At 38.2% G+C, this 23407-nt stretch carries 25 protein-coding genes, 1 riboswitch and 1 other annotated feature (1 of these 27 only partly in view); of the genes, 4 read left to right on the top strand and 21 right to left on the bottom strand.

From position 1 onward, the window contains the following. The 12 genes from cobK to cbiB form a co-directional block, all read right to left on the bottom strand. Nucleotides 1-729: a precorrin-6A reductase gene (gene cobK / locus CS898_RS07955; RefSeq protein ID WP_009431395.1), complete on the bottom strand. Its 729-nt coding sequence runs from the start codon at nt 727-729 to the stop codon at nt 1-3. Further along, nucleotides 726-1448, bottom strand: a complete 723-nt coding sequence (gene cobJ, locus CS898_RS07950; RefSeq protein WP_099208782.1) for a precorrin-3B C(17)-methyltransferase — start codon at nt 1446-1448, stop codon at nt 726-728. Before cobJ ends, cobK begins: the two co-directional genes overlap by 4 nt. Then, nucleotides 1449-2387 carry a cobalt-precorrin 5A hydrolase gene (locus CS898_RS07945; protein ID WP_143614608.1) on the bottom strand — a complete coding sequence of 313 codons (939 nt, stop codon included), beginning with the start codon at nt 2385-2387 and terminating at the stop codon, nt 1449-1451. Between the two features lie 32 nt (nt 2388-2419). Further along, complete coding sequence (gene cobM, locus CS898_RS07940) at nt 2420-3178, bottom strand: precorrin-4 C(11)-methyltransferase (protein WP_099208781.1); 759 nt, start codon at nt 3176-3178, stop codon at nt 2420-2422. Beyond that, nucleotides 3175-3723: a precorrin-6Y C5,15-methyltransferase (decarboxylating) subunit CbiT gene (gene cbiT / locus CS898_RS07935; RefSeq protein ID WP_009431715.1), complete on the bottom strand. Its 549-nt coding sequence runs from the start codon at nt 3721-3723 to the stop codon at nt 3175-3177. The genes cobM and cbiT overlap by 4 nt, the downstream gene beginning before the upstream one ends. Continuing rightward, a complete protein-coding gene (cbiE, locus tag CS898_RS07930) occupies nt 3707-4306 on the bottom strand; it encodes a precorrin-6y C5,15-methyltransferase (decarboxylating) subunit CbiE (protein ID WP_099208780.1) in 600 nt (199 codons plus the stop codon). Before cbiE ends, cbiT begins: the two co-directional genes overlap by 17 nt. After that, a complete protein-coding gene (cbiD, locus tag CS898_RS07925) occupies nt 4303-5373 on the bottom strand; it encodes a cobalt-precorrin-5B (C(1))-methyltransferase CbiD (RefSeq protein ID WP_099208779.1) in 1071 nt (356 codons plus the stop codon). The genes cbiE and cbiD overlap by 4 nt, the downstream gene beginning before the upstream one ends. Continuing rightward, the gene (locus CS898_RS07920) at nt 5370-5990 is read right to left on the bottom strand and encodes a precorrin-8X methylmutase (RefSeq protein ID WP_099208778.1); all 621 of its coding nucleotides are present in this window, start codon (nt 5988-5990) and stop codon (nt 5370-5372) included. Before CS898_RS07920 ends, cbiD begins: the two co-directional genes overlap by 4 nt. Then, a complete protein-coding gene (locus CS898_RS07915) occupies nt 5980-7050 on the bottom strand; it encodes a pyridoxal phosphate-dependent aminotransferase (protein WP_099208777.1) in 1071 nt (356 codons plus the stop codon). Before CS898_RS07915 ends, CS898_RS07920 begins: the two co-directional genes overlap by 11 nt. Next, a complete protein-coding gene (locus tag CS898_RS07910; protein WP_099208776.1) occupies nt 7047-7706 on the bottom strand; it encodes a precorrin-2 C(20)-methyltransferase in 660 nt (219 codons plus the stop codon). The genes CS898_RS07915 and CS898_RS07910 overlap by 4 nt, the downstream gene beginning before the upstream one ends. Beyond that, nucleotides 7703-8458: a sirohydrochlorin cobaltochelatase gene (locus CS898_RS07905; RefSeq protein WP_099208775.1), complete on the bottom strand. Its 756-nt coding sequence runs from the start codon at nt 8456-8458 to the stop codon at nt 7703-7705. The genes CS898_RS07910 and CS898_RS07905 overlap by 4 nt, the downstream gene beginning before the upstream one ends. Nucleotides 8459-8492: 34 nt before the next feature. Beyond that, nucleotides 8493-8646, bottom strand: a riboswitch (cobalamin riboswitch). After that, nucleotides 8622-9563, bottom strand: a complete 942-nt coding sequence (gene cbiB, locus CS898_RS07900; protein WP_159459147.1) for an adenosylcobinamide-phosphate synthase CbiB — start codon at nt 9561-9563, stop codon at nt 8622-8624. It overlaps the preceding riboswitch by 25 nt. Nucleotides 9564-9763: 200 nt before the next feature. Between cbiB and CS898_RS07895 the strand changes: the two genes are divergently transcribed. The 3 genes from CS898_RS07895 to CS898_RS07885 all read left to right on the top strand — a co-directional run bounded on the left by CS898_RS07895 (nt 9764) and on the right by CS898_RS07885 (nt 14689). Then, a complete protein-coding gene (locus CS898_RS07895) occupies nt 9764-13195 on the top strand; it encodes a pyruvate carboxylase (RefSeq protein ID WP_099208774.1) in 3432 nt (1143 codons plus the stop codon). Between the two features lie 79 nt (nt 13196-13274). After that, nucleotides 13275-13832: a helix-turn-helix domain-containing protein gene (locus tag CS898_RS07890; protein ID WP_099208773.1), complete on the top strand. Its 558-nt coding sequence runs from the start codon at nt 13275-13277 to the stop codon at nt 13830-13832. Then, complete coding sequence (locus CS898_RS07885; RefSeq protein ID WP_306345828.1) at nt 13775-14689, top strand: IS3 family transposase; 915 nt, start codon at nt 13775-13777, stop codon at nt 14687-14689. Before CS898_RS07890 ends, CS898_RS07885 begins: the two co-directional genes overlap by 58 nt. Nucleotides 14690-14764: 75 nt before the next feature. Here CS898_RS07885 and CS898_RS07880 read toward each other — a convergent pair whose 3' ends face one another. Genes CS898_RS07880 through CS898_RS07865 form a run of 4 tightly spaced genes read right to left on the bottom strand, consistent with a single transcriptional unit; the run spans nt 14765 to nt 17990 of the window. After that, nucleotides 14765-16231, bottom strand: a complete 1467-nt coding sequence (locus CS898_RS07880; RefSeq protein WP_234976048.1) for a HAMP domain-containing sensor histidine kinase — start codon at nt 16229-16231, stop codon at nt 14765-14767. Beyond that, nucleotides 16194-16886, bottom strand: coding sequence for a response regulator transcription factor (locus CS898_RS07875; protein ID WP_009431819.1), 693 nt, complete (start codon nt 16884-16886; stop codon nt 16194-16196). Before CS898_RS07875 ends, CS898_RS07880 begins: the two co-directional genes overlap by 38 nt. Beyond that, the gene (locus tag CS898_RS07870) at nt 16879-17460 is read right to left on the bottom strand and encodes an HD domain-containing protein (RefSeq protein ID WP_099208771.1); all 582 of its coding nucleotides are present in this window, start codon (nt 17458-17460) and stop codon (nt 16879-16881) included. Before CS898_RS07870 ends, CS898_RS07875 begins: the two co-directional genes overlap by 8 nt. Further along, on the bottom strand, nt 17457-17990 hold the full coding sequence (locus tag CS898_RS07865) for a flavodoxin family protein (protein ID WP_099208770.1): 534 nt from the start codon (nt 17988-17990) through the stop codon (nt 17457-17459). Before CS898_RS07865 ends, CS898_RS07870 begins: the two co-directional genes overlap by 4 nt. Nucleotides 17991-18109: 119 nt before the next feature. Between CS898_RS07865 and CS898_RS07860 the strand changes: the two genes are divergently transcribed. Further along, nucleotides 18110-19558 (top strand): leucyl aminopeptidase, encoded by a 1449-nt coding sequence (locus CS898_RS07860; RefSeq protein ID WP_099208769.1) that lies wholly within the window; start codon nt 18110-18112, stop codon nt 19556-19558. A 78-nt stretch (nt 19559-19636) separates the two neighbouring features. On the opposite strand, the gene CS898_RS07855 is transcribed toward CS898_RS07860, so the two are convergent. The 5 genes from CS898_RS07855 to CS898_RS07835 all read right to left on the bottom strand — a co-directional run bounded on the left by CS898_RS07855 (nt 19637) and on the right by CS898_RS07835 (nt 23299). Next, the gene (locus CS898_RS07855; RefSeq protein WP_099208768.1) at nt 19637-19885 is read right to left on the bottom strand and encodes a hypothetical protein; all 249 of its coding nucleotides are present in this window, start codon (nt 19883-19885) and stop codon (nt 19637-19639) included. Nucleotides 19886-19909: 24 nt separating this feature from the next. Beyond that, nucleotides 19910-20365 (bottom strand): hypothetical protein, encoded by a 456-nt coding sequence (locus CS898_RS07850; protein WP_099208767.1) that lies wholly within the window; start codon nt 20363-20365, stop codon nt 19910-19912. Nucleotides 20366-20660: 295 nt separating this feature from the next. Beyond that, entirely contained in the window at nt 20661-21431 is a 771-nt protein-coding gene (locus tag CS898_RS07845) for an ABC transporter ATP-binding protein (RefSeq protein WP_099208766.1), read from the bottom strand. Next, nucleotides 21406-22287, bottom strand: a complete 882-nt coding sequence (locus CS898_RS07840; RefSeq protein WP_099208765.1) for an ABC transporter permease — start codon at nt 22285-22287, stop codon at nt 21406-21408. Before CS898_RS07840 ends, CS898_RS07845 begins: the two co-directional genes overlap by 26 nt. Nucleotides 22288-22315: 28 nt before the next feature. Then, nucleotides 22316-23299: an ABC transporter substrate-binding protein gene (locus tag CS898_RS07835; protein ID WP_099208764.1), complete on the bottom strand. Its 984-nt coding sequence runs from the start codon at nt 23297-23299 to the stop codon at nt 22316-22318. Between the two features lie 34 nt (nt 23300-23333). Further along, nucleotides 23334-23407 (bottom strand) — a binding site (T-box leader); it runs 156 nt beyond the window's last position.

Raw genomic sequence — 23407 nt, 5'->3', positions numbered from 1 at the left:
TCAATTTTTTAAAAGATCTGAAATAAGGGCATTTAAATCTTTATATCCATCTTCTTCAACTTGTCTTTTTATGACGATTGGACATACATTGGCTTGCTTACAAGCAAAAATTTTTTCTTCTTGACCACCTTCTTTTCCACTTTCTTTCATAACGCAATACCTAACTCCATATTGCTTAAACAGGGCTATATTCAAATCCAAGGAAAAAGGGCCCAACATAGCAACAAGGTCCTTATAGGATACGCCTGCATCAAAAGCAAGTTGGAGACTTTCCAAGGTTGGTAAAATTCGATAGATAAATTGGTTTTCTCCTCTTATAGGCTCAAAATCCTTAATATTTTTACTCCCTGTAGTAAAAAGAATGGGTCCTTGGTTGAGTTTCTTTAAAAGTTTGCAACACTCGTCTACAGACCCTACAGTATATCCATTTTCCATGTGGATCTCAGGGCGAATATATCTATAATAGGGAATCTCCAACTCTCTTGCTACATCTCTTGCCTGGTCTGTAACAATAGTAGCATAGGGATGGGTTAAGTCTACAATCTTATCCACCCTATTTTCTTTGGCAAAATCCAACATTTGTGCTTTCGTTAATCGTCCTACATGGACGTGTTTTGAATGGGTACTTTCTGCTCCACTTTCTGTGGCCACAGTAATGATATGGTCATCATCGCCTAGTAAGTCTAAAAGCTTATTGACCTCGGTGGTTCCTCCTAAAATCCAAATCATTTATTTTCATAACCTCTAGGAGTCACCATGAATCCGTCCTTAACATAGGTATTTGAATTCCCAATAATAAGGCAGGTCAACATATCCACTTGTTCATAGTCTATTGAATCCAATTGTGTGACAGTTTTTTCTGTTCCAAGTCGTCCTGCATTTTTTACAATTCCTACAGGAGTTTTGGGGTCCTTTACTTCTAAAAGAATATTTACTATTTTTTCAAGATGGTCTGGACGCCCTTTAGACCGGGGATTATAAATAGTAATTACAAAGTCTCCTTCAGCAGCTTTTCTAGCCCTCTTTAAAATGGTTTCCCAGGGAGTTAAAAGGTCTGAGAGACTAATACAAGCATAGTCATGCATAATAGGAGCTCCTAATTCAGCAGCTGCTGCAAAATTAGCTGAAACTCCTGGAATAACCTCTACCTCTTGGTCCGCCTTTAGTTCAAAGATAGGGCCAGCCATGCCATAAAGACCTGCATCTCCTGTGGAAATAATGGATGTTGTCTTGCCTTCTTCTACTTGACGAAGGGCTTCTTTACATCGGTCTATCTCGCTCTTCATCCCTGTCGAATAGAGAGTTTTTCCCTCTATTAGAGATCCCAAGTAATCCAAATAAGGACCGTAGCCAACAATAACCTCTGATTCTTGAATTGCATCAACCATTTTTTTGGTAAACAAGGCCTCTTCGCCAGGGCCAATTCCAATTACATATAATTTTGCCATCTATACCTCCCTTGATAATGATAGTGTAAAACCTTCATAGACTTCTTTTTCAATAATTAATTCTCCGCCTAATTTTAGGGCGGCTGTTGCCGATACTGAAGATACTCCCACTGTCTTCTTAACAAAACTGGAGCCTTGAACTCGGTCTTCCAGAAGGCTTAATTCTTCTGGTCTGAAACAGAAAAAGTCAATATTTAAATCTTCCGACAACTTCTTGAAAGCTTCTTCATCTTTTTTTATATCGATGCTAGCCATATCTTTAATACTGGCTAGGCTTAAATTGAGTTTTTTAAAAACATCTTCTATTAAGAATTTTAAAGCTTGATAGTCCGCTCCTTTTTTACACCCCAAACCTAAGTGTAGGGTTTTAGGTCTAAGATAGACACTGTATCCAGGTAAATTTAACTTGTCTTCATCCGTAATAGCCAAGCTATAGTCTATTTTAGAATCCATTTTCTTAGTAAAATTTGGATAGTTTGGCTCCTGGTATTTATAGGGGTTGTAAAGAAAAATTTTCTTATCATCAACCATGGCTCCTGTTAAAGGAGTTAGGTCATGGATTGAATCATAGCTAAAATTCATTTTTTTAGCATATAGGTCCAGGCCTTCATAGCCTCTTCCATCTGTAGCCGTAGTAATTACTGGGATAGCTCCTATTTTCCTAGCAATGGTTCGTGCTAGATCATTAGCTCCTCCCAAGTGGCCTGAACATAGGCTGATAACAAACCGTCCTTGGTCGTCAATAACGAGTACTGCTGGATCTTGCTCCTTGTTTTTCAAAAAAGGAGCAATGGACCGAACGGCAATACCTGTAGCTGAAATAAAGATTAAGTCTTCATTTTTTCTAAAAGAGTCCTCTACTACTTCTTGGGTTTTGAAGGGCTCTTTATATTTTGAAAAAATACTAATTGGAAGACTTGTTTCCAATTTTAAAGCCAAATCATAGGCTTTTTTTGAATAACACAGGACCTTCAACGTTTTATTCCTTGACGATATTCTGTTGTAAAATGCTTGTCATATAGTTTAGACAATTCATAGTCTGTATCTATAAAGTCTCCCACTAAAATCTGGGCTTGCTTAATAATATTTTCATCCTGGACTTTTTGACAAATATCCTTTAAGGTGCCGAAAATTTTCTTTTCATCTTTCCAAGTCGCCCGGTAGACAACAGCTACTGGGACATCGTCTCTTCCATAACCCTTGATTAGAGATTCAATGACTTTTTCAATATGCCCTACACTTAAAAACAAGGCCATACTGGCACCGTGGGCCGCCAAAGATTCAAGATTTTCAGATTCTGGAACATCTGTCCGCCCCTTAACCCTTGTAAGGATAACGGTTTGAGATACATTGGGTAGGGTAAATTCTTTTTTTATAGCTGCAGCTGCTGCTACAAAAGAGCTTACTCCAGGGATCACTTCAAATTCAATTCCCAATTTTTCCAAGGGATCCATCTGCTCTTGAATGGCCCCATAAATCGACGGATCTCCTGTATGGAGTCGGACAATTTCCTTACCAGCTCGATCTCCTTCAACCATGACATCTAAAACTTCATCTAAGTGCATTTTTGCAGAATTATAGATTTCACAAGTTTCTTTTGCACAAGTTAAATGTTCCGGGCTAACCAAGGATCCCGCATAAATAATAATATCAGCCTTCTCCAAGGCCTTACGACCCTTAATAGTTATTAAATCCGGATCTCCGGGACCAGCTCCGACAAAAGTTATCATTCTTTAACTCCCTTCATGATATAAATAGGATTTTCACCCTTCATTAATCCTAAATGGTCTAGTTTTGCAGTTTGTACTAACTCAACATCAATATCTTGATAGTTATGCTTTTTTAGTAACTCATACATCTTCCAAGTATTTTTTAAGGTGATGTAATTTCCTACTAAAATTCCACTCTTTTTTAAGTGTTTATCTAGATATGAAAAAATCTCTTCTAAGTTTCCAGCGCTTCCTCCGATAAAGGCTCGGTCAAAGTCTTGGTCTGGAAGGTCTTCCGGAGCCAAACCATGGATTGCTTTTACTTCAACTCCGTGCCGCTTGGCATTTTCCTTTAGCAGATGAACCCCTTCCTCTTTACGCTCGATAGCCGTTACATGGGCACCCAATAGAGCTGCTTGAACTGAAATACTTCCAGTTCCACTACCAATATCCAATAAGGACAAGCCTTCCTCTAAGTCTAGATAGGATACTGACAAGACCCGGATGGCCTTTTTCGTCATTGGGACTTTTGCCCGGATAAAATCTTCATCATTTAGCCATTTCAATTTCTATCACCGCCACTGCTAGGGCATCAATATCTGATGCCTCTTGTCCTATTTCTATTTCTTCAATCAGTTCATCATCATAACTCAACCGATAGCCAACAATAAGTTTTCCTGAAAATCCATGAATCTTTAATTCATTAGAAAGCCAACTAGGACTATGGTCTTTGTCCAAAAGGCTTATAGCCAAGGGGTTTTTCTCAAACTCCTTAAAATTAAAATCCCGGCCATGGAGTGAAATTAATCTATAGTCATTCCAAGGCTTTTTTAAACGAGAGGCAAAGTATTGAAGACTGGAAATACCTGGATAAACTTCCTCGACCTGGATTCCTAGGCTCATCAAATATTTAGTCACCCCATAAAACAAGGGGTCTCCGCTAGCCAATACCAAAACCTGGTCCTTACCTTTAATTTTATCCTCTAAATCACTGACCCGGGTTACTTCAGTAATATCAGGTCGAATAGAGACCAAGGATTGGCTCACTCGTCCAAAAGCAATAACGTGGTCAAAAGATTCAATAGCTTCTTTAACTTGAACAGTCAAAAGCTTTGGATTTCCTGGTCCTACACCAGCAACAACAATCATAATCTCACCCCATGATTCATGGAATAGATATGGGTTGAAACTTCCACAGAATCATCTCGAAGATACTTGATAATTCTCTGGTTACAACCTTCCTCCATCCTTCTTATAATTTCTCCATAGCCTTCTTCCAGACAAAGGTCCAAGGCCTTTTCTGCCGTTAATAAACTATTTATCTTTTCTAAGAAAGCTTTTTCTGCACCCATTAGAGCCAAATAATATACAAAAGCCTCCATCCGGGTGTCTGCCGTAGATGAATGGGTTTGAAAAATCCCCACTGCCAATTTGCAAAACTTCCCAATATGGCCAATTAGGTGAAATTTTCTAAAACCTAAGGAATAGGCATATTTTAAAGCTTGACCTACATAGTTAGACACTTCCACAACAGGTAAATCAAGACCTGATTTTTTCACGGCTTCCTTCCCATAATTTCCTGGAGTTAAAAGGATCTCCTGGGTAGATTTTTCTGCAATCATCTCCAACTCCATGTAGATACTCTTTAAAAGAGCCTCAGCACTCATGGGATAGACAATGCCTTTGGTTCCTAGGACTGAAAGACCTCCTTCAATTCCTATATAGCGATTAAAGGTTCTTTTGGCAACTTCCTGACCTCCAGGAATGGAAATATAACAACTTAAGCCTGTTTCAGAATATTTTTCCAAAGTCTCAAGTAAGAGTTTTTTTGGTACAGGATTAATAGCTGGATCTCCGATTTCCCCAAAGAGGCCCTTACGTTGGATTCGTCCCACACCTTCTTTTGCATCTAAGACGATGCGGTCGTCTTGTCTTTTATGAACTTCTGCATAAATGGATAAGCCATCGGTTGCATCCGGATCATCTCCAGCATCCTTGACGATGCAACACTTAACCCAGTCCTCTCCCCTAGTAATATCACACACATCCAGTTGGAGCTCTATCCCGGCAGGAGTTAAAATGTTGACCTGGTCAATTTCTTGACCAGATTTTAACATAAGACAAGCAGCTGTTGTTGCACCAACTGCACAGCTGCCTGTTGTATATCCAAGACGTAGCTTTTGTCCATCCTGAATAATGTATTCATCTAGTTTCATCGTGGGTAAACCATATACAAGAGTGCATTAATAATGGATGCTGCAACATTAGATCCACCCTTAGTTCCAACAGTAGAAACACTTGCTACTGCTACCTCTCTTAAAGCCTCTTTAGACTCGGCAGCACCTACAAAGCCAACAGGAACCCCTACAACAAAATCAGGGTCTACCTTGCCCTCTTTAATAAGTTCTATTAAGCGGAAAAGAGCTGTGGGGGCATTCCCAATAACAAAGCCCTTGACTCCGTTTTCTACGGCCTTCTCTAGGGCGCAAGCTGACCGGGTTGTTCCCTTGGCCTTGGCCGCTTCCCTTACATCATCGTCATCAATATAATAAACTAACTCACAGGAGCTTTTTTCCAAGGCCGGCTTATTGATTCCTTGATAGGCCATCTTTGTATCTGTAAATATTTTTATTCCTTTTTCAATGGAAGCCTTAGCCTCTTCTAAAAAGTTGTCCTTGAAAACAATGATCTTTCGATACTCAAAGTCTCCTGTTGTATGGATCATCCGCTTTGCCACTAGCATTTCTTCATCAGAAAAATTTACATCTCCCATTACTGAATCTATAATATCCATACTTTTATCTTCAATCTTCATAGGTTCTTTAATGTACATCTTCTTCCTCCTTTAAAAAGTCTTTAAAGACTTGAATTAGCTGGCTGTTTTCTTCATGACTCCTTATAGCGACTCGGACATGAGCCCTCTCTAGGCCAGAAAAACTATCGCATGTTCTGAGTAAAATCCCATGGGCCAAAAAATATTGTAAGGCCTGGTCTTCTGTTTTATTTAACAATTTAATCAATATGAAATTCGCATGGCTTGGATAGACAAAAAGTCCTTGGATATTTTCTAATTCCTTGAGTAGATAGTCTCGCTCATTTGCTATATATTCTTTTGACTTTTCAATATATTCCAAATCTTTAAAAATATACTTTCCAGCAATTTCAGCAAAGCAGTTGATGGACCAAGGATTTAATTGGTTCCTAATGGTTTCTGCCAGTTTTTTATTTCCACAGGCATAACCCAATCGAATTCCTGGTAGGCCAAAAAACTTTGTAGCAGCCCGAACAATTAAGATATTTTCATATTCATAGGGCTTAAAGAGTTCAATGGAGTCATAATCTTGGCTACAAAATTCATAAAAAGCTTCATCTAGGACCAAAAGCCCCTTTTTATCTCGGATTATTTGATAGAGCTTAAGCAGCTTATCCTTGGCCAAGCGTAGACCTGTGGGGTTATTTGGGTTCCCTACAATAAGGAGACTCTCTTCTTTTAAGCTTTCTTCCAAAATATCAAAATCAATAGTCATGGATTCGTCCATGGCAATGGAAATAATATTTTTGTTTCGAACCTTGGCTCTTTCTTCATATTCTCCAAAGGAAGGGATAAAAAATTGCACCGTTGAGTAATTGCAAATCACTGCATCAATGATTTCCATAGATCCATTTCCCACAACCACTTCATCGCTACTACAAGCCAAGTAATCCCCTATGGATTCTCTTAGGGCCTTATATTTGATATCTGGATAAACCCTAGCATTTTTAAAATCTTTAATCCATTCAAATTCCAATCCTTTGGGATATCCTAAAGGATTGATGTTGCTGGAAAAATCAATTAAATTTTCTTGATATAGTTTTGAATAGGTGTAGGTATCTCCACCATGCTTCATGGTCATATTTTAGATTTCCTCGCTAATAGTAAACTCATATAGGTTTTTTCCTTCAATATGTCTTGGCGTTGAGTCAAAACTACTTCCTGGTCGAAACTTACATGCTTAATATAATAATAGTCAAAATGATGCTCTTCTAACTTATCCAAAGTTGCCTCTAAGTTTTTAGACGTCTTTAAAATAGCCACAGAATCCACATCTTCTAAGTTCATCTTTTCTGCATCGTCAACCAGTAAAAACCGTTCCCCTTTTTCCACAACATTTTTCAAAATAGCATTGGCTCCCGCTAAAAAGGCTGGAATGCCAGGAACACATTCAACTTGTAAGTGTGCATGCTCTTCTGCATTAATCATGTTCATAAAAGTGGAATAAATCATCGAATCTCCGATTGTTAAAAAGACCCCTGTTTGACCATCTTTTAAATTTTCTTCAATCTTGTCCATAGCCTCTATATAGGTTTGTCGGGTAGTCTTTCCCATAGGGAAATCTAACAAAACAATTTTTTGGTCCTTGATATAGGGCTGAGCACTATCTAAGGCCATATTCCGGCCCTTGTTGTTGGGGGCAAAAATCACATCTGCTGATTCAATAAGTCGGACCGCCTTTACTGTTAATAGTTCTGGGTCCCCTGGTCCAGTTCCAATTCCATATAAGTTCTTCAAATTTCAGTCTCCAAGAGTCCTTCGACTCGTTCTATAAACTCTTCTACAATTCCTGGCTCTTCCCCAAGGCCCTTCATTTCAACTTCTGTTTCAAGACCTGCCCCTTCTAAAATGGACTTTAAGGAATCCGGATCATCCGAAGCCATATCATTCTTTGCATGGTCTCCGGCCACAATCATAAAGGGTTTTAAAATGACCTTTTTCTTGCTGGCAAGTAACTTATCCATAACATCTTCAATGGTGACAGATCCTTCAACAGTTACTACATAGACATTGTCGTGTCCTGTAGAATCTAGGATCTCTTGTGCCTTTTGGTAAAAGTCATCACTCTTATGGTAAGAACCGTGACCAAACAAGACTAGATTTGCCTCTTCTTTATCTGGAAAATTTAATCTGCTTAGGGCTTTTCTTATACTTTCCTCATCATACAATAAGGGTTTTCCTAAATGCCCTACTTTCAAAGCTGCAAGTTTTTCGTATTCAACGCCTGGAATCATATGCAAAGGCTGAATATAAATATCTTCTTCTTGAATTCCATCTTCTAAAAGAGCATCTATAGCTTCTTTTTCATTAAAAATTGAAATTCCTTCATTTTCTTTAATCCGCTTTACTACAATTCGAGAAGTAAAGCATCTTAGGCATTTTACATCCGGGAAGCGGTTTGCAATAGCCTTTTCAATATTTTCAATGGCCTTTTCCCTGGTATCTATATGGGTTGTGCCAAAGCTTGCTAAAATTAATCCCTTTTTCATAAAACCTCCTCTTTTTAAGTCCTAAGACCCTTCCCTCCGAAGTTATTTCAAGACAGGTTTCCTGACTCACACCTTTAAAGCCAAACCTTCCCAATTTCTCAGTGGTATTTATGGCCGATATGTTTACAGTAGCGGGGGCTGTATTAGATTTTCACCAATTTCCCTACATCTTGATTAAGAGTATGGTTAGGATGCTATAAAATAAGATAAATAAAACTTCCGTTCCATACATAACGCGAATTGTTCGATCAATATCGCTAGGAGAGATTTCTTTTTTGGAATCACCTATCATTGGTTTGTAGATATATTGGCCAAAATAATAATGGCCACCTCCTAAAGAAACATTTAAAATACCTGCAATAGCAGCTTCTGGATAGCCTGCATTGGGACTCAGGTGGGCATACTTATATTTCTTAATTGATGCCATTGTTTCATGATAGCGGCCATAAAAAATGGCCATAATTCCCATTAATAATCCTGTAATTCTGGCAGGTATATAGTTCATTACATCGTCTACTTGGGCTGCAACTTTTCCTAAATATTCATATTTTTCCGTCCTGTAACCAATCATGGAATCCATGGTATTGATGGCCTTATATAAATAACCACCTAAAGGCCCCAGAATGAAGATATAGAATAAGGGAGCTATAATGCCGTCAGATGTATTTTCTGCAACCGTTTCAATGGTCGCCTTGTAGATTTCGCTTTCATCCAGTTGGCTTGTTTGTCTTCCTACAATATAGGATAGTCTTTTTCGCCCTTCATCAAGGCTTCTTTCCGTTGCTTTTTTTACTTGACTTGCTTCATAGTGCAACATTCTAGCACTAATGGCTTGATAAATACTATAGATAAAAAAGACCTGGTAGGCCCGGCCCTTTAACAAATATAAAATAAAACCAGGGACAGCAACCGCTAAAAAGCAATTGATAAAAACCATCAATGTGCCAGCTATATATTCTGCCCGGCTGTTTTTACAATATTTAAAGGCAAGCCTTTCTTCCAAACTTATAAGCTTCCCCATTAAGACGACAGGATGGGGAAAAAAATAAGGATCTCCAAGCATCCAATCTAATAAAATTGCAATAATTAAATAGCTTAAGACCATTCTTTCCACCTGCCTTACTATACCTTTTAAGTTTATCAAAAGATACCTCACATTTCAATCATATATGAATAAAAATCAATTCCAAATCCATGGCAAGATATACAAAATCTTAATTTTAGGATATAATAGCAAAAAGATTTTAAAATTTCTAATTGGAGAAGTAGATTTGTAGATAATGAAGTCTTACTTAGGAGGTTTGCATGAAAAAGTTTAAACGTATTTTAGTAGCTAACCGTGGCGAAATAGCTATTCGCGTTTTTAGAGCTTGCCGAGAACTCGGCATTCGGTCTGTGGCAATTTATTCTGAAGAAGACCAATTGTCCCTTTTTAGAACCAAGGCAGACGAGTCTTATTTAATTGGTAAAGACAAAACACCCTTGGATGCCTATTTGGATATTGACGAAATTATCGCCCTGGCAAAAAATAAGGGGGTAGATGCCATTCATCCCGGCTATGGTTTTTTATCTGAAAACCCTGAATTTGCTCGAAAATGTCAAGAAGCTGGTATCACCTTTATCGGCCCCCATGCTAGGGTTATGGAAAAACTAGGAGACAAAATTTCATCAAAAATTGTTGCCCAAGAAGCAAAGGTTCCTACCATTCCTGGTATTGAAAAACCAATCCACTCTGACCTTGAAGCCAAAGAATTTGCCGATAAGGCAGGCTATCCTGTCATGGTAAAGGCTGCTGCTGGTGGAGGCGGTCGGGGTATGCGTATTGTACGTTCTGAAAAGGACCTGCTAAATGAATTCCACTCTGCAAGAAGTGAAGCAAAAAAAGCTTTTGGTAATGACTCCATGTTTATTGAAAAATACTTAGAAAAGCCCAAGCACATTGAAGTGCAAATCCTGGGAGATGAACATGGAAATGTAGTCCACCTCTATGAAAGAGATTGCTCTATCCAACGGCGCCACCAAAAGGTTGTGGAATTTACACCAGCCTTCTCTCTTCCTGAAAAAGTTCGTGCAGATATTTGTGCAGATGCCCTAAAGATTGCAAATTCCATTGGATATTCCAATGCCGGTACTGTTGAGTTTTTAGTAGACAAGGACTTAAACCACTACTTTATTGAAGTGAACCCCAGAATTCAAGTAGAACATACCGTTACGGAAATGTGCACTGATATTGATATCGTTCAAGCCCAAATTTTAATTGCCATGGGTTATCCCCTAGATAGTCCTGAAATTGGCATCAAGGGACAAGACAGCATTGAACACAAGGGCTTTGCCATTCAATGTCGGGTAACAACAGAAGACCCCTTGAATAATTTTGCTCCCGACACTGGCCACATTAACCTCTACCGTTCCAGTTCCGGATTTGGTGTTCGCCTAGATGGTGGAAACGGCTTTGCAGGGGCTGTTATCTCCCCCTACTATGACTCTCTTTTGGTTAAGGTCATTACTCATGGTCGTACCTGGAAAGATACTATTGCCAAGTCTGTTCGTTCTCTTAGGGAGTTGCAAATTGGTGGCGTAAAAACTAATATTGGCTTCCTATTGAACGTTTTAAATACCAAAGAATTTGCTGAAGGCTCTTGCGATACTAGCTTTATCGAAGAACACCCCGAATTATTTGAAATTGTAAGCAAACCTGACCAAGAAATGCGCCTAATGCGCTTTATTGGAGACAAAGTTGTTAATGACCCCAATGCCTTACAAAAACATTTTGATGTACCTCAAATCCCAGCTTTTGATAAAACATCCTTTAAAGGAAGTAAGCAAATCTTAGATGAAAAGGGTCCTGAAGGCTTAAAAAATTGGATTCTTGACCAAAAAAGCCTCCTCTTAACAGACACTACCATGCGAGATGCCCACCAATCCTTAATGGCTACCCGGGTTCGAACAGTAGACCTGGTTAAGATTGCTGAGGCTCTAAACTATAATATGCAAAAGCTATTTTCAGTAGAAATGTGGGGTGGCGCAACTTTTGATGTATGCTACCGTTTCTTACAAGAAGATCCCTGGGATAGATTGGAGCGTTTAAGAGCTCTAATGCCCAACCTTTTAACCCAAATGCTTATCAGGGGAAACAATACTGTAGGTTATAAAAACTATCCTGACAATGTCGTTAAGCGCTTCATCCGTCAATCTGCAGAAAGTGGTATTGATGTCTTCCGAATTTTTGACGCTCTGAACTGGCTTCCTGGTATGGAATTATCAATTGATGAAGTTTTATCCAACGGAAAAATTGCCGAAGGAACCATGTGCTACACTGGAGATATTTTAGATGAAAAACGAGATAAGTACTCTCTGAAATATTATGTTGACTTGGCCAAAAAATTGGAAAAAACCGGTATTCAAATCCTGGGAATTAAAGATATGTCTGGCTTGTTAAAACCCTATGCTGCCCGGAAGTTGATTTCTGCTCTTAAAGATGAAATTACTATCCCCATCCATCTCCATACTCATGATACAACAGGAAATGGTGTGGCTACTATCTTAATGGCAACTCAAGCAGGTGTAGATATTGTGGATACCGCTGTGAACTCTATGAGTGGACTCACCTCTCAGCCCGCGCTGAATTCTGTTGTTGCCGCCTTAGAAAATACGGAAAGGGAAACAGGTATTGACCTTGAAAAAGCCGATGAAATTTCCAGGTATTGGGATGCCGTACGGCCAGTTTACCAAAACTTTGAATCTGATTTAAAATCTGGAACTACAGAAATCTACCGCTATGAAATTCCCGGAGGTCAATACTCAAACTTAAAACCTCAAGTCGAAAGTTTTGGTTTAGGCCATAAGTTTAAGGAAGTTAAGGAAATGTACAAAAAGGTCAATGAGATGGTTGGCGACATCATCAAGGTAACCCCTTCTTCCAAAATGGTTGGAGACCTATCCATCTTTATGGTTCAAAACAATCTAACTCCAGATAACATTCTAACAGAAGGCCTGAACTACGACTTCCCAGATTCTTCCATTAGCTACTTTAAGGGGATGATGGGTCAACCCTATGGAGGTTTCCCAAAAGACCTGCAAAAAGTTATCTTAAAGGACGAAGAAGCGATTACCTGCCGCCCGGGTGAATTGCTTGAAGATGAAGATTTTGATGCCATTTATGACCACTTGAAATCTCTGGGCATCGAACCCACAGAAAAAGATGCCCTGGCCTATGCCCTCTACCCCAAAGTTTTTGAAAACTACCTGAAAAACTTGAAGAAACATGGTGAGGTTTGGCGGATTGGCTCTGATGTTTTCTTCCACGGTCTCATGGAAGGTGAAACTGCTGAAGTTTCCATTGATGAAGGGAAAAACTTAATTGTTAGCTTGGTTGAAGTTGGTAAACTTTTGGAAGATGGAACCCGCAACCTCACTTTTGATATCAACGGCTCTCGTAGAACCATTAATATCGAAGACTCCACCATCCCACAAGCTTCTTCCCATAAGAAAGCCCTAGTACTAGCTGACCCAGATAATCCAATGGAAATTGGATCTTCCATTCCCGGTCAAATTGTAAAAATCAACGTAAAGGTTGGAGATCCAGTAAAAACCGGAGATATCCTCTTTATTGCTGAGGCCATGAAGATGGAAACAAACATCCTATCCACTGCCGACGGAATTGTAGAAAGCATTTATGTAGAAGAAAAAGAATTTGTAGAAAGTTCTCAATTACTTTTAACTTTAAAAGAGTCCTAAAAGCAAAAAAATGGACCAGATAATGAACTGACCCCCAAAAGTTGGACTTAAAAACCAACTAAGGGAGGTCAGTTTTTTAATGGCAAAATACAATTTAGAATTCAAATTAAAAGTAGTAAAAGAATATTTAGAAGGAAATATAGGATACGCATCACTTGCAAAAAAATATAACATATCAAATAAAAGCATAATACAAAGATGGGTAGAAATTTTCAAGAATCAAGGCTATGAAGGACTCGAAATAAAAAGAAAAAATAGTAAATATTCTTTTGAATTTAAGCTAAATACTGTAAACTTGTATCTAACAGGAGAAATGTCCTATCAAAGCCTAGCAAATGAACTTAAAATCAATAATCCATCCATGATCGTTCGATGGGTAAAAGAATTTAGAGAAGAAGGAATTGAAGGGCTAAAACCAAAAAAGAGAGGAAGACCTTCAAACATGCCAAATACAGATAAAAATGAAAAAATAAAGAACGAAAATAATAAAGCAAAAGAAGAACTAAGTGAATTAGAAAAACTAAGAAAAGAAAACTACTATCTTCAAATGGAAGTAGATATACTAAAAAAAAAGATTCAATTCTCACAGATGACAGAATCAGAAATAGACGAATATCTAAGATCATTAGATCACTAAGAGATAAATATAAACTAAAAGACTTGTTGGAATATTTCAAACTGCCAAAATCAAGTTACATGTATTGGCAACAACGCTTAGACAGACCAAACAAAGATGAGCAAGTAGAGAAGAAAATACTAGAAACTAGAAAAGACAATCCAAACTATGGATATAGAAGAATAACAGCAGTGCTAAGAAAACAAGGACTATTCATAAACAAAAAGAAAGTTCAAAAACTCGTACAAAAACTAAAACTTCAAGTAACAAACTTCTCAAGAAAAACAAGAAAGTACTCATCATACAAAGGAACAATAGGCAAAGTAACAGATAACAAAATAAATAGAAACTTTAAAGTAGAAAAAGCCTACACATGTATAACAACAGACACAACAGAATTTAAGTACCTAGAAAAAGATAAAAATGGAAATTATCAAATAAAAAAACTCTACCTAAACCCATATCTAGACATGTATAACAGTGAAATCATATCCTATGAGATATCAAAACAACCAACACTAGCCCCAATACTAAAAGCCTTAGAAAAAGCAATAGAAATAACTAGTATAAATAAAGAAGGTAGGACCTTTCATTCAGACCAAGGATGGGCCTATCAGGTAAAACAATACACATCAAAACTTGAAGCCGAAGGAATAACCCAATCCATGTCAAGAAAAGGTAATTGCTTAGATAACTCACCAATGAAAAACTTCTTTGGAATACTAAAACAAGAAATCTACTATGGCAAAAAATTCTATTCATATGAAGAATTAAAAGGAACAATAGAAGACTATATCGAATATTACAATAAAGATAGGATAAAAGAAAAATTAGGATATTTAAGTCCAATAGAATACAGAGAAAAGAATGCAGCATAAAAAAATACCAGAGAAAATATAAATTCTCTCTGGTATTTGGTCCAACTTTATGGGGTCACCACATAAAAATCTGGTCTATTTTTTTATATCCTTAAAAACTGGAGCCTTAAAATAAAAACAGCTCCCTTCATTTACTTTAGACTCTACTCCATAGCTAAAGCCATGGAGGTCTAGGATGCTTTTTACAATAAATAAGCCCAATCCTGTGCCTACGATAAACCTAGAGTGGTTTTTTTGGACCCGATAATAGCGGTCCCATATATATTTTTGCTGGTCCTCAGGAATTCCCTTGCCATGGTCAATAACCTGGCAAAGAACTTGGTCATCAAGTTCAGTAATTTTAATAATAACTTGCTTATCCAAGCCGGCATAGTTTACAGCATTTGCTATGAAATTGTATAGGACCTGCCTCATTTTACTTTCATCAGCTAAAATCACCCCAGCCCCCTTCACCTCCATGTCAAAGTGATATCCATTATACTGCTCCATCATTTTAAAACGGTCTAAAACAGACCGGGCAAGTTTTTCCAAATCCAGAGGATATTTTTGTAAGTGGCTTAGTTCTGATTCTACCTTGGATAGGTCTAATAAGTCATTTACAAGCATGGTCAAGTTGTCTGCTTCTTGGATAATTGTATTTACATGTTCATTCCTTAGTTTAGGATTATCTCCAGAAATGTCTCGAATCATTTCACCATAGGACTTAATCACTGTTAGAGGGGTTTTTAAATCGTGGCTAACATTGGCGATTAGGTCTTTTCTCATTTCTAGAGTCTTACTTAATTCATCCGTTGCATGGTTTAGGGTGTCGGCCAATTCATCCGCTTCTGTATAGTCTCCCTTTGTAAATTCCACATCAAAGTGGCCATCTCCTAATTTTTTAGCAGATTTTGCCATCCTAACCAGGGGCTTGGCAAGGTGGTTGGACATGAAAAAAGAAAGAACTAGGGCCAAAGCCAGAGATAGGCCCGAGATAATGATCAACTGATTTTTCAAGATATCGATGGTGGATTCCACAGGCTCCAAGGGGGTTGTCATCAGTAAGTATTCCATCTTTCCATTTTTTTTACCTAAAATACTGCTGTAGCTTAACTGAATTTCATCTGACCCTAAAAAACTCTGGGTAAAGATTTTTGATGGTTTGGTCTTTTTATCTAACTTGGCAAAATACTGGTTAAAATATTCCCTGGGCAAAGACTTAGGCTGAGAAAATACATTGTTGTCTGATTTTGGAAAGGTAATATAGCGGTCTTCATTGACGATGCTAATGTCAATTCCCTTGGTAAAGGCTGTTAGTAGGACTGTTTGTTTAAAATGTTTACTGTTATATTGTTTGGTTAGGTTGTAACCAATTTTTTCAATTTCTCTAACCTTCATGGATTCGTAAAATTGATTTAAAAAAACAATCTGTAAGAGCCATAAAATTAGCAAGAGAACTGTAGCAAATCCAATAAAACTCAACCAATATTTAAAGCGAATGCTTTTAAAGTCAATAAAAAACTTACTATGCTCTTTCTTCCTGGTCTTGTACTCTTGTGTCAAACTTGTATCCTACCCCCCTTACCGTTACGATAAATTTTCTATACTCCCCAAGACTATTCCTCAACATCTTGATATGAGTATCTACCGTTCGGTCATCTCCATAAAAATCATAGCCCCAAATTTGATTTAAGAGCTTTTCCCTAGATAGGGCAATTCCATCATTTTTAGCTAGAAATAAAAGAATTTCATATTCTTTCGGTGTCAGCTCAATCCGGTTATGGTCTACATAGACCTCCCGACCATCTTGGTCAATTTCCAAACCTTCAAACTTGAGCTCATGGCTTGGCCTAAGTTTTTGATGCCTAGAAACTATAACATTTAAGCGAGCCAGCAACTCCTTGGGAGAAAAGGGCTTTACCACATAGTCGTCAATGCCAATTTCAAAACCAAAGAGCTTGTCATACTCTTCATCCCTTGCTGATAGCATTAAAACAGGGATATCTTTGGTCTTTTTTATTTCCTTATAAGCAGAAAATCCATCTAGGTGGGGCATCATAATGTCCATAACAATGACATCAAAGTCATTCTCTTTGCAGAGCTGAATGGCTTCCAAACCATCCTTGGCCTCCATGACCTCGTGACCCTCAAATTCGGCATAAGTCTTAATAACCTCCCGAATTCTCTGCTCGTCATCTACAATCAAAAGTTTAAACATCTTGATCTATATTCCCCTTTAATCCTGCTCTTTCAGCCTGGTTTTGAAGTCCTTTTATGGTGAGTTCCATAACTTCATCGGCACTGTAGTCCAGATTCTCAATCCCCTTTTCAATAATGGACCGGTCACAACCAGCAGCAAATTTTTTGTCCTTGTATTTTTTCTTTAAAGACTTTAACTTGAGGTCTAGAACCGACCGGCTTGGTCGTAAGAGACAGGCTGCATTGATAATGCCTGTAAGTTCATCAATAGTATATAGAATTTTTTCCATTTTACTTTCCGGTTTGACATCACAACACATGCCATAACCATGGGATTGGACAGCTCGAATGATTTCTTCAGGATAATCATGGGCCTCTAGTATTTCCCTCACCTTAATACAATGTTGATCGGGATATTTTTCATAGTCCAAGTCATGTAAAAGTCCTACAGTCCCCCAGAGATCTACATCCTCATCATTTATTTCGGCAAAATATTCCATTACCACTTCTACCTGGTGGGCATGCTGTCTTAAAGCTTCTGATTCAGTGTATTCATACAATAATTTTTCAGCATCTTGTCTTGTAGGTATCATAAGTCTCCTCCACTTTCTTTCATAATCCTCAATTTTAAGTCTACCTTCTCTGCTAGATAGGCAATATCGACATCTGTAGGATAATCCTTAGTCAATTCATAGCGCATGAGACTGGCCTTAGTCAAGGGCCGCTTAAGGGGCTTTTTCGCCTGTTTTTTCGCCTCAACTCTAGCTTGATCAAGGCCTCCCATGGTAATGAAGCTACCAATACATCGGGCTCCATGGTCTTCTACAGCCTGGATGGCATTGGTCCGAACCCTATACGCATGGTCAGAGTCGTCGTAATAGGCCAAGGTTCCAAATACATAAACATCTTTGCCTTTTACTTGGTCCAAAATTTTTTCGACAACAGGGTCAATGGTCGCCCTATAGGCCCAAAAGCCTAAGAAAATCGTATCATAAGCCTCTAAACTGGGCTTGTCTTTAATATCTTGGATATCTACATCCCAGTCCTTTAAATGTTTATAAAGACCCTGGGCTAGTTTTCTCGTTCTCCCTGTTCGACTTGAATATAAGACTAAACCTTTCATCTCTCACCTCTTTTACTCAATAATACCACATAATTGACTCTTCTTATATAGGAGTCTCCAATTTGTCAATCGTTTTGTCATTTGCTATAATACACTTAACGTTAACTTAAGGAGGAAATATGAAATTTTTATTCGATGGCCAAGCCGCCATTCAAGTTTATTTAACCAGCAAGGATCACCCTTGTGATTCTTTTATTGAAAAATACTATTCAAACCAGGTTTTTAAAGGAGATATAGGAGAAATTTATCCCTGTCTAGACCTGGAAAATCCCAAAATTTATTTAGGTCTTGGAGACCTAAATAGGGCAAGCTATAATCAATTGAGAGATTCTTTTGCCAAATTAAGCCACTTCGCCAACCAACACAAGATCGAATCTCTATCTTTGGATCTTTTGAATGTAGACGGACTATGTAGCCGAAGAACAGTTCATGCCTATGTGGAAGGTCTAAGAGCCGGAGAATATAAATTCGACCGCTACCTAAGTGAAAAGCACACCACCAGCCTAAAAGAAATCTACCTTAAAGTCCCTGAAAATAAAAAAATGACTGTAGTGGAAGATGCCATTGACGAAGCCAATACCCTGGTTGATAAAATCTTTGTTACTAGAGATCTAGTAAACACTCCAGCTATGGATATGTATCCAAAAATCATTGCCCAAACAGCCAAGGACCTTTTAGAAAAAGATGGGGTTCAAGTCAGTATTTTAGGAAAAAAAGAAATTGAAGACTTGGGAATGACTGCCTTTTTATCTGTAGCTCGTGGTTCTGCCAAGGAACCCCAGCTTCTGATCATGAACTACCAAGGAGATCCCTCTTCTAAAAAGACCATTGCCTATGTTGGTAAAGGCCTTGCCTATGACTCCGGTGGATACTGCATTAAAACCCCAGGTGGCATGAAAACCATGCAATCCGATATGGGTGGATCTGCCACAGTTATTGGGGCTATTTCTGCCATTGCAAAAAGAAAATTAAAGGTCAATGTCGTAGGAGTTTGTGCTCTTTGTGAAAATATGATTTCCGGAGATGCCTATAAGACAGGAGATATTATTGGATCTCTTCGGGGCCTATCCATTGAAGTTGGCAACACCGATGCAGAAGGTCGTATTACTCTAGCTGATGCCTTGGCCTATGCTGTAGACACCTACCATCCAGAATTTGTTGTAGACTTAGCTACTTTAACCGGCGCTTGTATCGTAGCCTTAGGAGACCTTGCAGCTGGTGCAGTCACAAACTGTCCAGATACCATGGCCTTGGTCAAAAGAGCCAGTGAAATTGCTGATGAACAAGTTTGGGAACTTCCCAACCTTCCCGGTTACCAAGAATATATTAAATCTGATGTAGCAGATGTTTACAACACTGGTAAAATCAAAGGTGCCGGAACCATTACCGCTGGTCTCTTCTTAGAAAAATTCGTTGACCAAACTCCCTGGGTCCACTTGGACATTGCAGGAACTGCTTGGTTAGACCGGCCTGTTGGAGCCCTTCCCAAGGGAGCTACCGGATCCCATGTAAAAACTCTTTACCACCTAGCCAAAAGATTTTCTAAAGCTAAGGAAGATGATGAATAAAATTTCCTAACATAAACAGAATTTTATTTCTTTTGTAGATTTTAAAAAAGGAACTCTTAGATGAGTTCCTTTTTCGTCTTATTTTATTTCTTCTCTTTCCAAAAGCCTGGCCAGGCCATAAAAAACAAGGCCCGCCCCTAATAAAAGGAAAACATTAAAAATTAAATTAATAATGACTCCAACTACAACATTTTTTCCCAGCATATCTCCTTGCCCCGAAAAGACCATTTGATACTCTGGTTGGCAAAATTTTCCTATTAAAACTAAAATCGTCATAGGAATCGATAAATAAGCAAAAATTTTTAAGGTTTTCGATAAAACGTTCATTTTATCCCCTCCATACCTTAGCAACTACCAAGAAATATAACTTACAATCGTCAAGGGCTCCGTCTTGACTTTAAAATCCATGGGATAGGAAATAATATCTCCTCCCACTAAGAAACTCGGCTTGCTAATAATGAATTGACCTCTAGCAGAAAATCGCGCAGATTTTGGAGATGTCCGATCAATACTAAAACCCCCATGTTGAAATTCTGATTGGAAACCAGAAATACTGGCATAGGGGGACCCAAAATCTTCAACCCTTAAAATCTTTCCTGTATCCTTGCTGCGAAGAACCCTAGCTTCTGTTGTAATCCTGAAGGATACTTGCCCTATTTTACTAGGAATTTTTTCTTGAGGGCTTGATTTTGTCACGTAGTCGAGAGATTTATTTTGATCTTCCAATGAGGAATCTTTAGCTAAGCTTGTCCTCGCTAGAATAAGACAAAAACACAAAATAAGTACACTTACTAAAATTTTTTTCATTTTATATTCTCCTTCTAGGAGCCTTGTGTAAAGTTTCCAAGTCAATATTCTTTTAAAAAATTATTTTTGTCACCATTTTTATACCTGGCAGGATAAAATATTGTCCTCTTCATATTCGCCTCCAAATATTCATCTCTTTAAATTTCTATTTATTTATAGATACCCATATATATATATATATATATTCAAATTAAATAAAAATAGTTTTTAGGCAAAACTCTTATTCTTTTTTACTCCTTATAAAGAGTAAAAGACCCTATTCTTGACTTGTTAGGAATAAGGTCTTTTAGCATTTTTAGGCTGTTTTTAAGGATTGGTTGATTGTTTCATAATAGAGTTCTTCCAACTCTATTTCTGTCAAGCCCTGGGTCTTTAGGTCAAACATGATCTGGCCATGGTTCAGCATAATAACCCGATCTGCAAACTGGACTGCATTTCTTAAACTATGGGTAATCATTAGGGTCATCATCTTTTCTCTTTCTATGAGCTCCACTGTCTTTTCCATAATAATTTGACTCGTTTTAGGGTCTAGGGCTGCAGTATGTTCATCAAGAAGTAGGAGATTAGGTTTTACAAGGGTTGCCATAAGAAGGGATAGGCTTTGTCTTTGACCCCCAGACAGGTATTTCACCTTGGTATTTAACTTATTTTCCAGGCCCAGGTTTAGGGTTTTTAGTTCTTCGATAATAACTTCCTTATCCCGACTCTTTAAGAGGGATTTTAAGGTAAATTTTTCCCCCTTCTTCCTAGCAATACTCATATTTTCTAAAACTGTTAAGTTAGGGCTGACCCCCTTGCTAGGATCTTGCATCACCTTACCAATATAGCGAGCCCTATTTTCTTCTTTTAAGTCGCTTAAATTTACATTTTCCAATTGAATGTTTCCTTGGTCTTCTTGAATCTTTCCAGAGATCAGGTTAAACAAGGTGGACTTTCCACATCCATTGGGTCCCAGGATTGCTGTGCACTCTTCTCCCCTAATATCCAGGGAAAATTCATTGAACACTCTATTTTCTTCTTCTGTTCCAGGATAGAAAGTTTTAGATAGGCGGTTGATTTTTAACATGCTTTGACTCCTTTTTTAAGACCTGCTTACTAAGGTTGTTATAGGCAATAAAGATAATGACCAAGAGGCCCGTAATGGCCTTTAAATCATCTGGGGCTAGACCCATATAAAGGGCTAATCCATAAATAATCCGGTAAACAATGGCCCCTAAAATACACCGGCTTGTCCCACGAATGGGAAGTTTTTGAAAGCTAGTTTCTCCAATAATCAAACTGGCTAAAGCTGTAACAATCATGGATTGCCCCATAGAAATATCTACATATCCTTGATATTGGGCAGCTAGGCAACCAGCCAAGGCTGCCAGGCCATTGGATAAAACCAAACCTAAGCAATAGAACTTATCTGGCTTTTGTCCCAAGGACTTCACCAAGTCCTCGTTATCTCCTGTTGCTAAGAGCAAATAGCCTTTTTCTGTTTTAAAAAACCAATCCAGAGCCAGTTTAATGATTAAGGCAATGAAGGCCAGAGAAATTAGTTTCCCCCAAGTCCCACTAAAAAAATCAAACATAGAAGGGGCATCCATAAGGGGGACATTGCTTTGTCCTGTTAGTCTTAAGTTTACGGTATAGAGGATAGTCATGGTTAAAATTCCCGCCAGGATTGGTGCTATTTTTACTTTTTTATAGAGAAAGTAGGTAAAATAACCGGCCAGGCATCCTGCAAAAAATGAAAGCACCATGGATACCGGAGGCAAAAAGATATGGGCAAACTTTGCAAAGACAAAGGCTCCTAGAGGAAAGGTCCCTTCAACAGACAAGTCTGCGATATCCAATATTCTAAACGTCAACATAACTCCTATAGCCAAAAGGGAAAAGATAAACCCTTGCTCTATAGAGATTAAAATCATTGCTCCCATTTTTTACTCCTTTTTAATCTGCTAATTCTTATTCGTTAATGAAAACCACATTGTCCCCTTGGGGATATTGGTCTTTAGATAGTTTTAACATGCTTGCTGTTTTTTGGTTAAAGACAGTGTGCATGGTTGCTGGTTTTTCAATGGGCAAGTCTTCGATTTTAGATCCTTGCAATAGCTTGTCCACCAAACCTGCTGCTTGCTTTCCACTTTCCAAATAGTCGACTCCGGAGGCCATTAAGAGACCCTTTTTTGCCTGACCTTCTTCTGAAGAAAAGCTGGGTAATTGGCTTTCGTTTAATGACTTCACTAAAAGAGGCGCACCAGAAGCTACATAGTTGTCTGATAAGGCAAAGTAGCCATCAATTTTCTTGGATAAAATCGTCATGGCTTGTGGAATATCATTGATATTATTAATCCCCATGGCTTCTAGTTTTAAGTCTTTCTCAGTACAAGCTTTTTCTAATCGTTCTACTTGGACCCTGGAATTTTGTTCTCCAGTATTATAGAGGGTTCCTATTGTTTTTATGTCTGGGAACAATTTAAGGTACTGGTCAATTTGTTGGCCAGGGTCTACCTCATCGGTAACTCCTGTACATTTTCCCTCCAATCCAGCTCCTTTCGGATCTGTTACTGCCGCGAAAACTAGGGGGGTATCTCCCTTAGTGGTCAAAGCCCCTTGGGTGGCAGGTGTGGCAATGGCAAAGATAACATCTACCTTTTCTTGGACCATTTTTTGCGTAATTTGTGGGACATTGCCAGCTTCTCCTTGGGCATTTTGCACAAGGATTTCTGCCTCTGGATACTTGCTTTTAATTTCCTTTTCAAAACCTTCCCTTACTGCATCTAAACTAATTTGATCAATAAATTGGATGATACCAATTTTAGGAGAAGTTCCCTCTTGACTTGTTTTCGTATTTTCTTGAACAGCTTCTTCCTTCTTGTCATTTGCCGGTGCTTTTTGACAGGCTACCAAAGCCAGGATCAAGCACAGGGTTAAAATAGTTCTTTTCATCTTTTCTCCTTTCAAAATAAAAAAAATCTTTCATCCATAGGACGAAAGATTCGCGGTACCACCTAAATTATAGCATAAATTACTATCTCTTATCAGGATCAAATTAAT

Source organism: Urinicoccus timonensis, assembly GCF_900232945.1.
GTDB classification, from domain to species: domain Bacteria; phylum Bacillota; class Clostridia; order Tissierellales; family Peptoniphilaceae; genus Urinicoccus; species Urinicoccus timonensis.
Note: the sequence above shows the minus strand (reverse complement) of the source record. Positions and strands in the feature narration are given on the sequence as shown.

Bases quoted from the DNA above. Each gene is read 5' to 3' on its own strand.
- cobK (WP_009431395.1), bottom strand. From the start codon at position 729: ATGATTTGGATTTTAGGAGGAACCACCGAGGTCAATAAGCTTTTAGAC.
- cobJ (WP_099208782.1), bottom strand. From the start codon at position 1,448: ATGGCAAAATTATATGTAATTGGAATTGGCCCTGGCGAAGAGGCCTTG.
- cobM (WP_099208781.1), bottom strand. From the start codon at position 3,178: ATGATAACTTTTGTCGGAGCTGGTCCCGGAGATCCGGATTTAATAACT.
- cbiE (WP_099208780.1), bottom strand. From the start codon at position 4,306: ATGATTGTTGTTGCTGGTGTAGGACCAGGAAATCCAAAGCTTTTGACT.
- cbiD (WP_099208779.1), bottom strand. From the start codon at position 5,373: ATGAAACTAGATGAATACATTATTCAGGATGGACAAAAGCTACGTCTT.
- CS898_RS07920 (WP_099208778.1), bottom strand. From the start codon at position 5,990: ATGTACATTAAAGAACCTATGAAGATTGAAGATAAAAGTATGGATATT.
- CS898_RS07915 (WP_099208777.1), bottom strand. From the start codon at position 7,050: ATGACCATGAAGCATGGTGGAGATACCTACACCTATTCAAAACTATAT.
- CS898_RS07905 (WP_099208775.1), bottom strand. From the start codon at position 8,458: ATGAAAAAGGGATTAATTTTAGCAAGCTTTGGCACAACCCATATAGAT.
- cbiB (WP_159459147.1), bottom strand. From the start codon at position 9,563: ATGGTCTTAAGCTATTTAATTATTGCAATTTTATTAGATTGGATGCTT.
- CS898_RS07895 (WP_099208774.1), top strand. From the start codon at position 9,764: ATGAAAAAGTTTAAACGTATTTTAGTAGCTAACCGTGGCGAAATAGCT.
- CS898_RS07890 (WP_099208773.1), top strand. From the start codon at position 13,275: ATGGCAAAATACAATTTAGAATTCAAATTAAAAGTAGTAAAAGAATAT.
- CS898_RS07875 (WP_009431819.1), bottom strand. From the start codon at position 16,886: ATGTTTAAACTTTTGATTGTAGATGACGAGCAGAGAATTCGGGAGGTT.
- CS898_RS07870 (WP_099208771.1), bottom strand. From the start codon at position 17,460: ATGATACCTACAAGACAAGATGCTGAAAAATTATTGTATGAATACACT.
- CS898_RS07865 (WP_099208770.1), bottom strand. From the start codon at position 17,990: ATGAAAGGTTTAGTCTTATATTCAAGTCGAACAGGGAGAACGAGAAAA.
- CS898_RS07860 (WP_099208769.1), top strand. From the start codon at position 18,110: ATGAAATTTTTATTCGATGGCCAAGCCGCCATTCAAGTTTATTTAACC.
- CS898_RS07855 (WP_099208768.1), bottom strand. From the start codon at position 19,885: ATGAACGTTTTATCGAAAACCTTAAAAATTTTTGCTTATTTATCGATT.
- CS898_RS07850 (WP_099208767.1), bottom strand. From the start codon at position 20,365: ATGAAAAAAATTTTAGTAAGTGTACTTATTTTGTGTTTTTGTCTTATT.
- CS898_RS07845 (WP_099208766.1), bottom strand. From the start codon at position 21,431: ATGTTAAAAATCAACCGCCTATCTAAAACTTTCTATCCTGGAACAGAA.
- CS898_RS07840 (WP_099208765.1), bottom strand. From the start codon at position 22,287: ATGGGAGCAATGATTTTAATCTCTATAGAGCAAGGGTTTATCTTTTCC.
- CS898_RS07835 (WP_099208764.1), bottom strand. From the start codon at position 23,299: ATGAAAAGAACTATTTTAACCCTGTGCTTGATCCTGGCTTTGGTAGCC.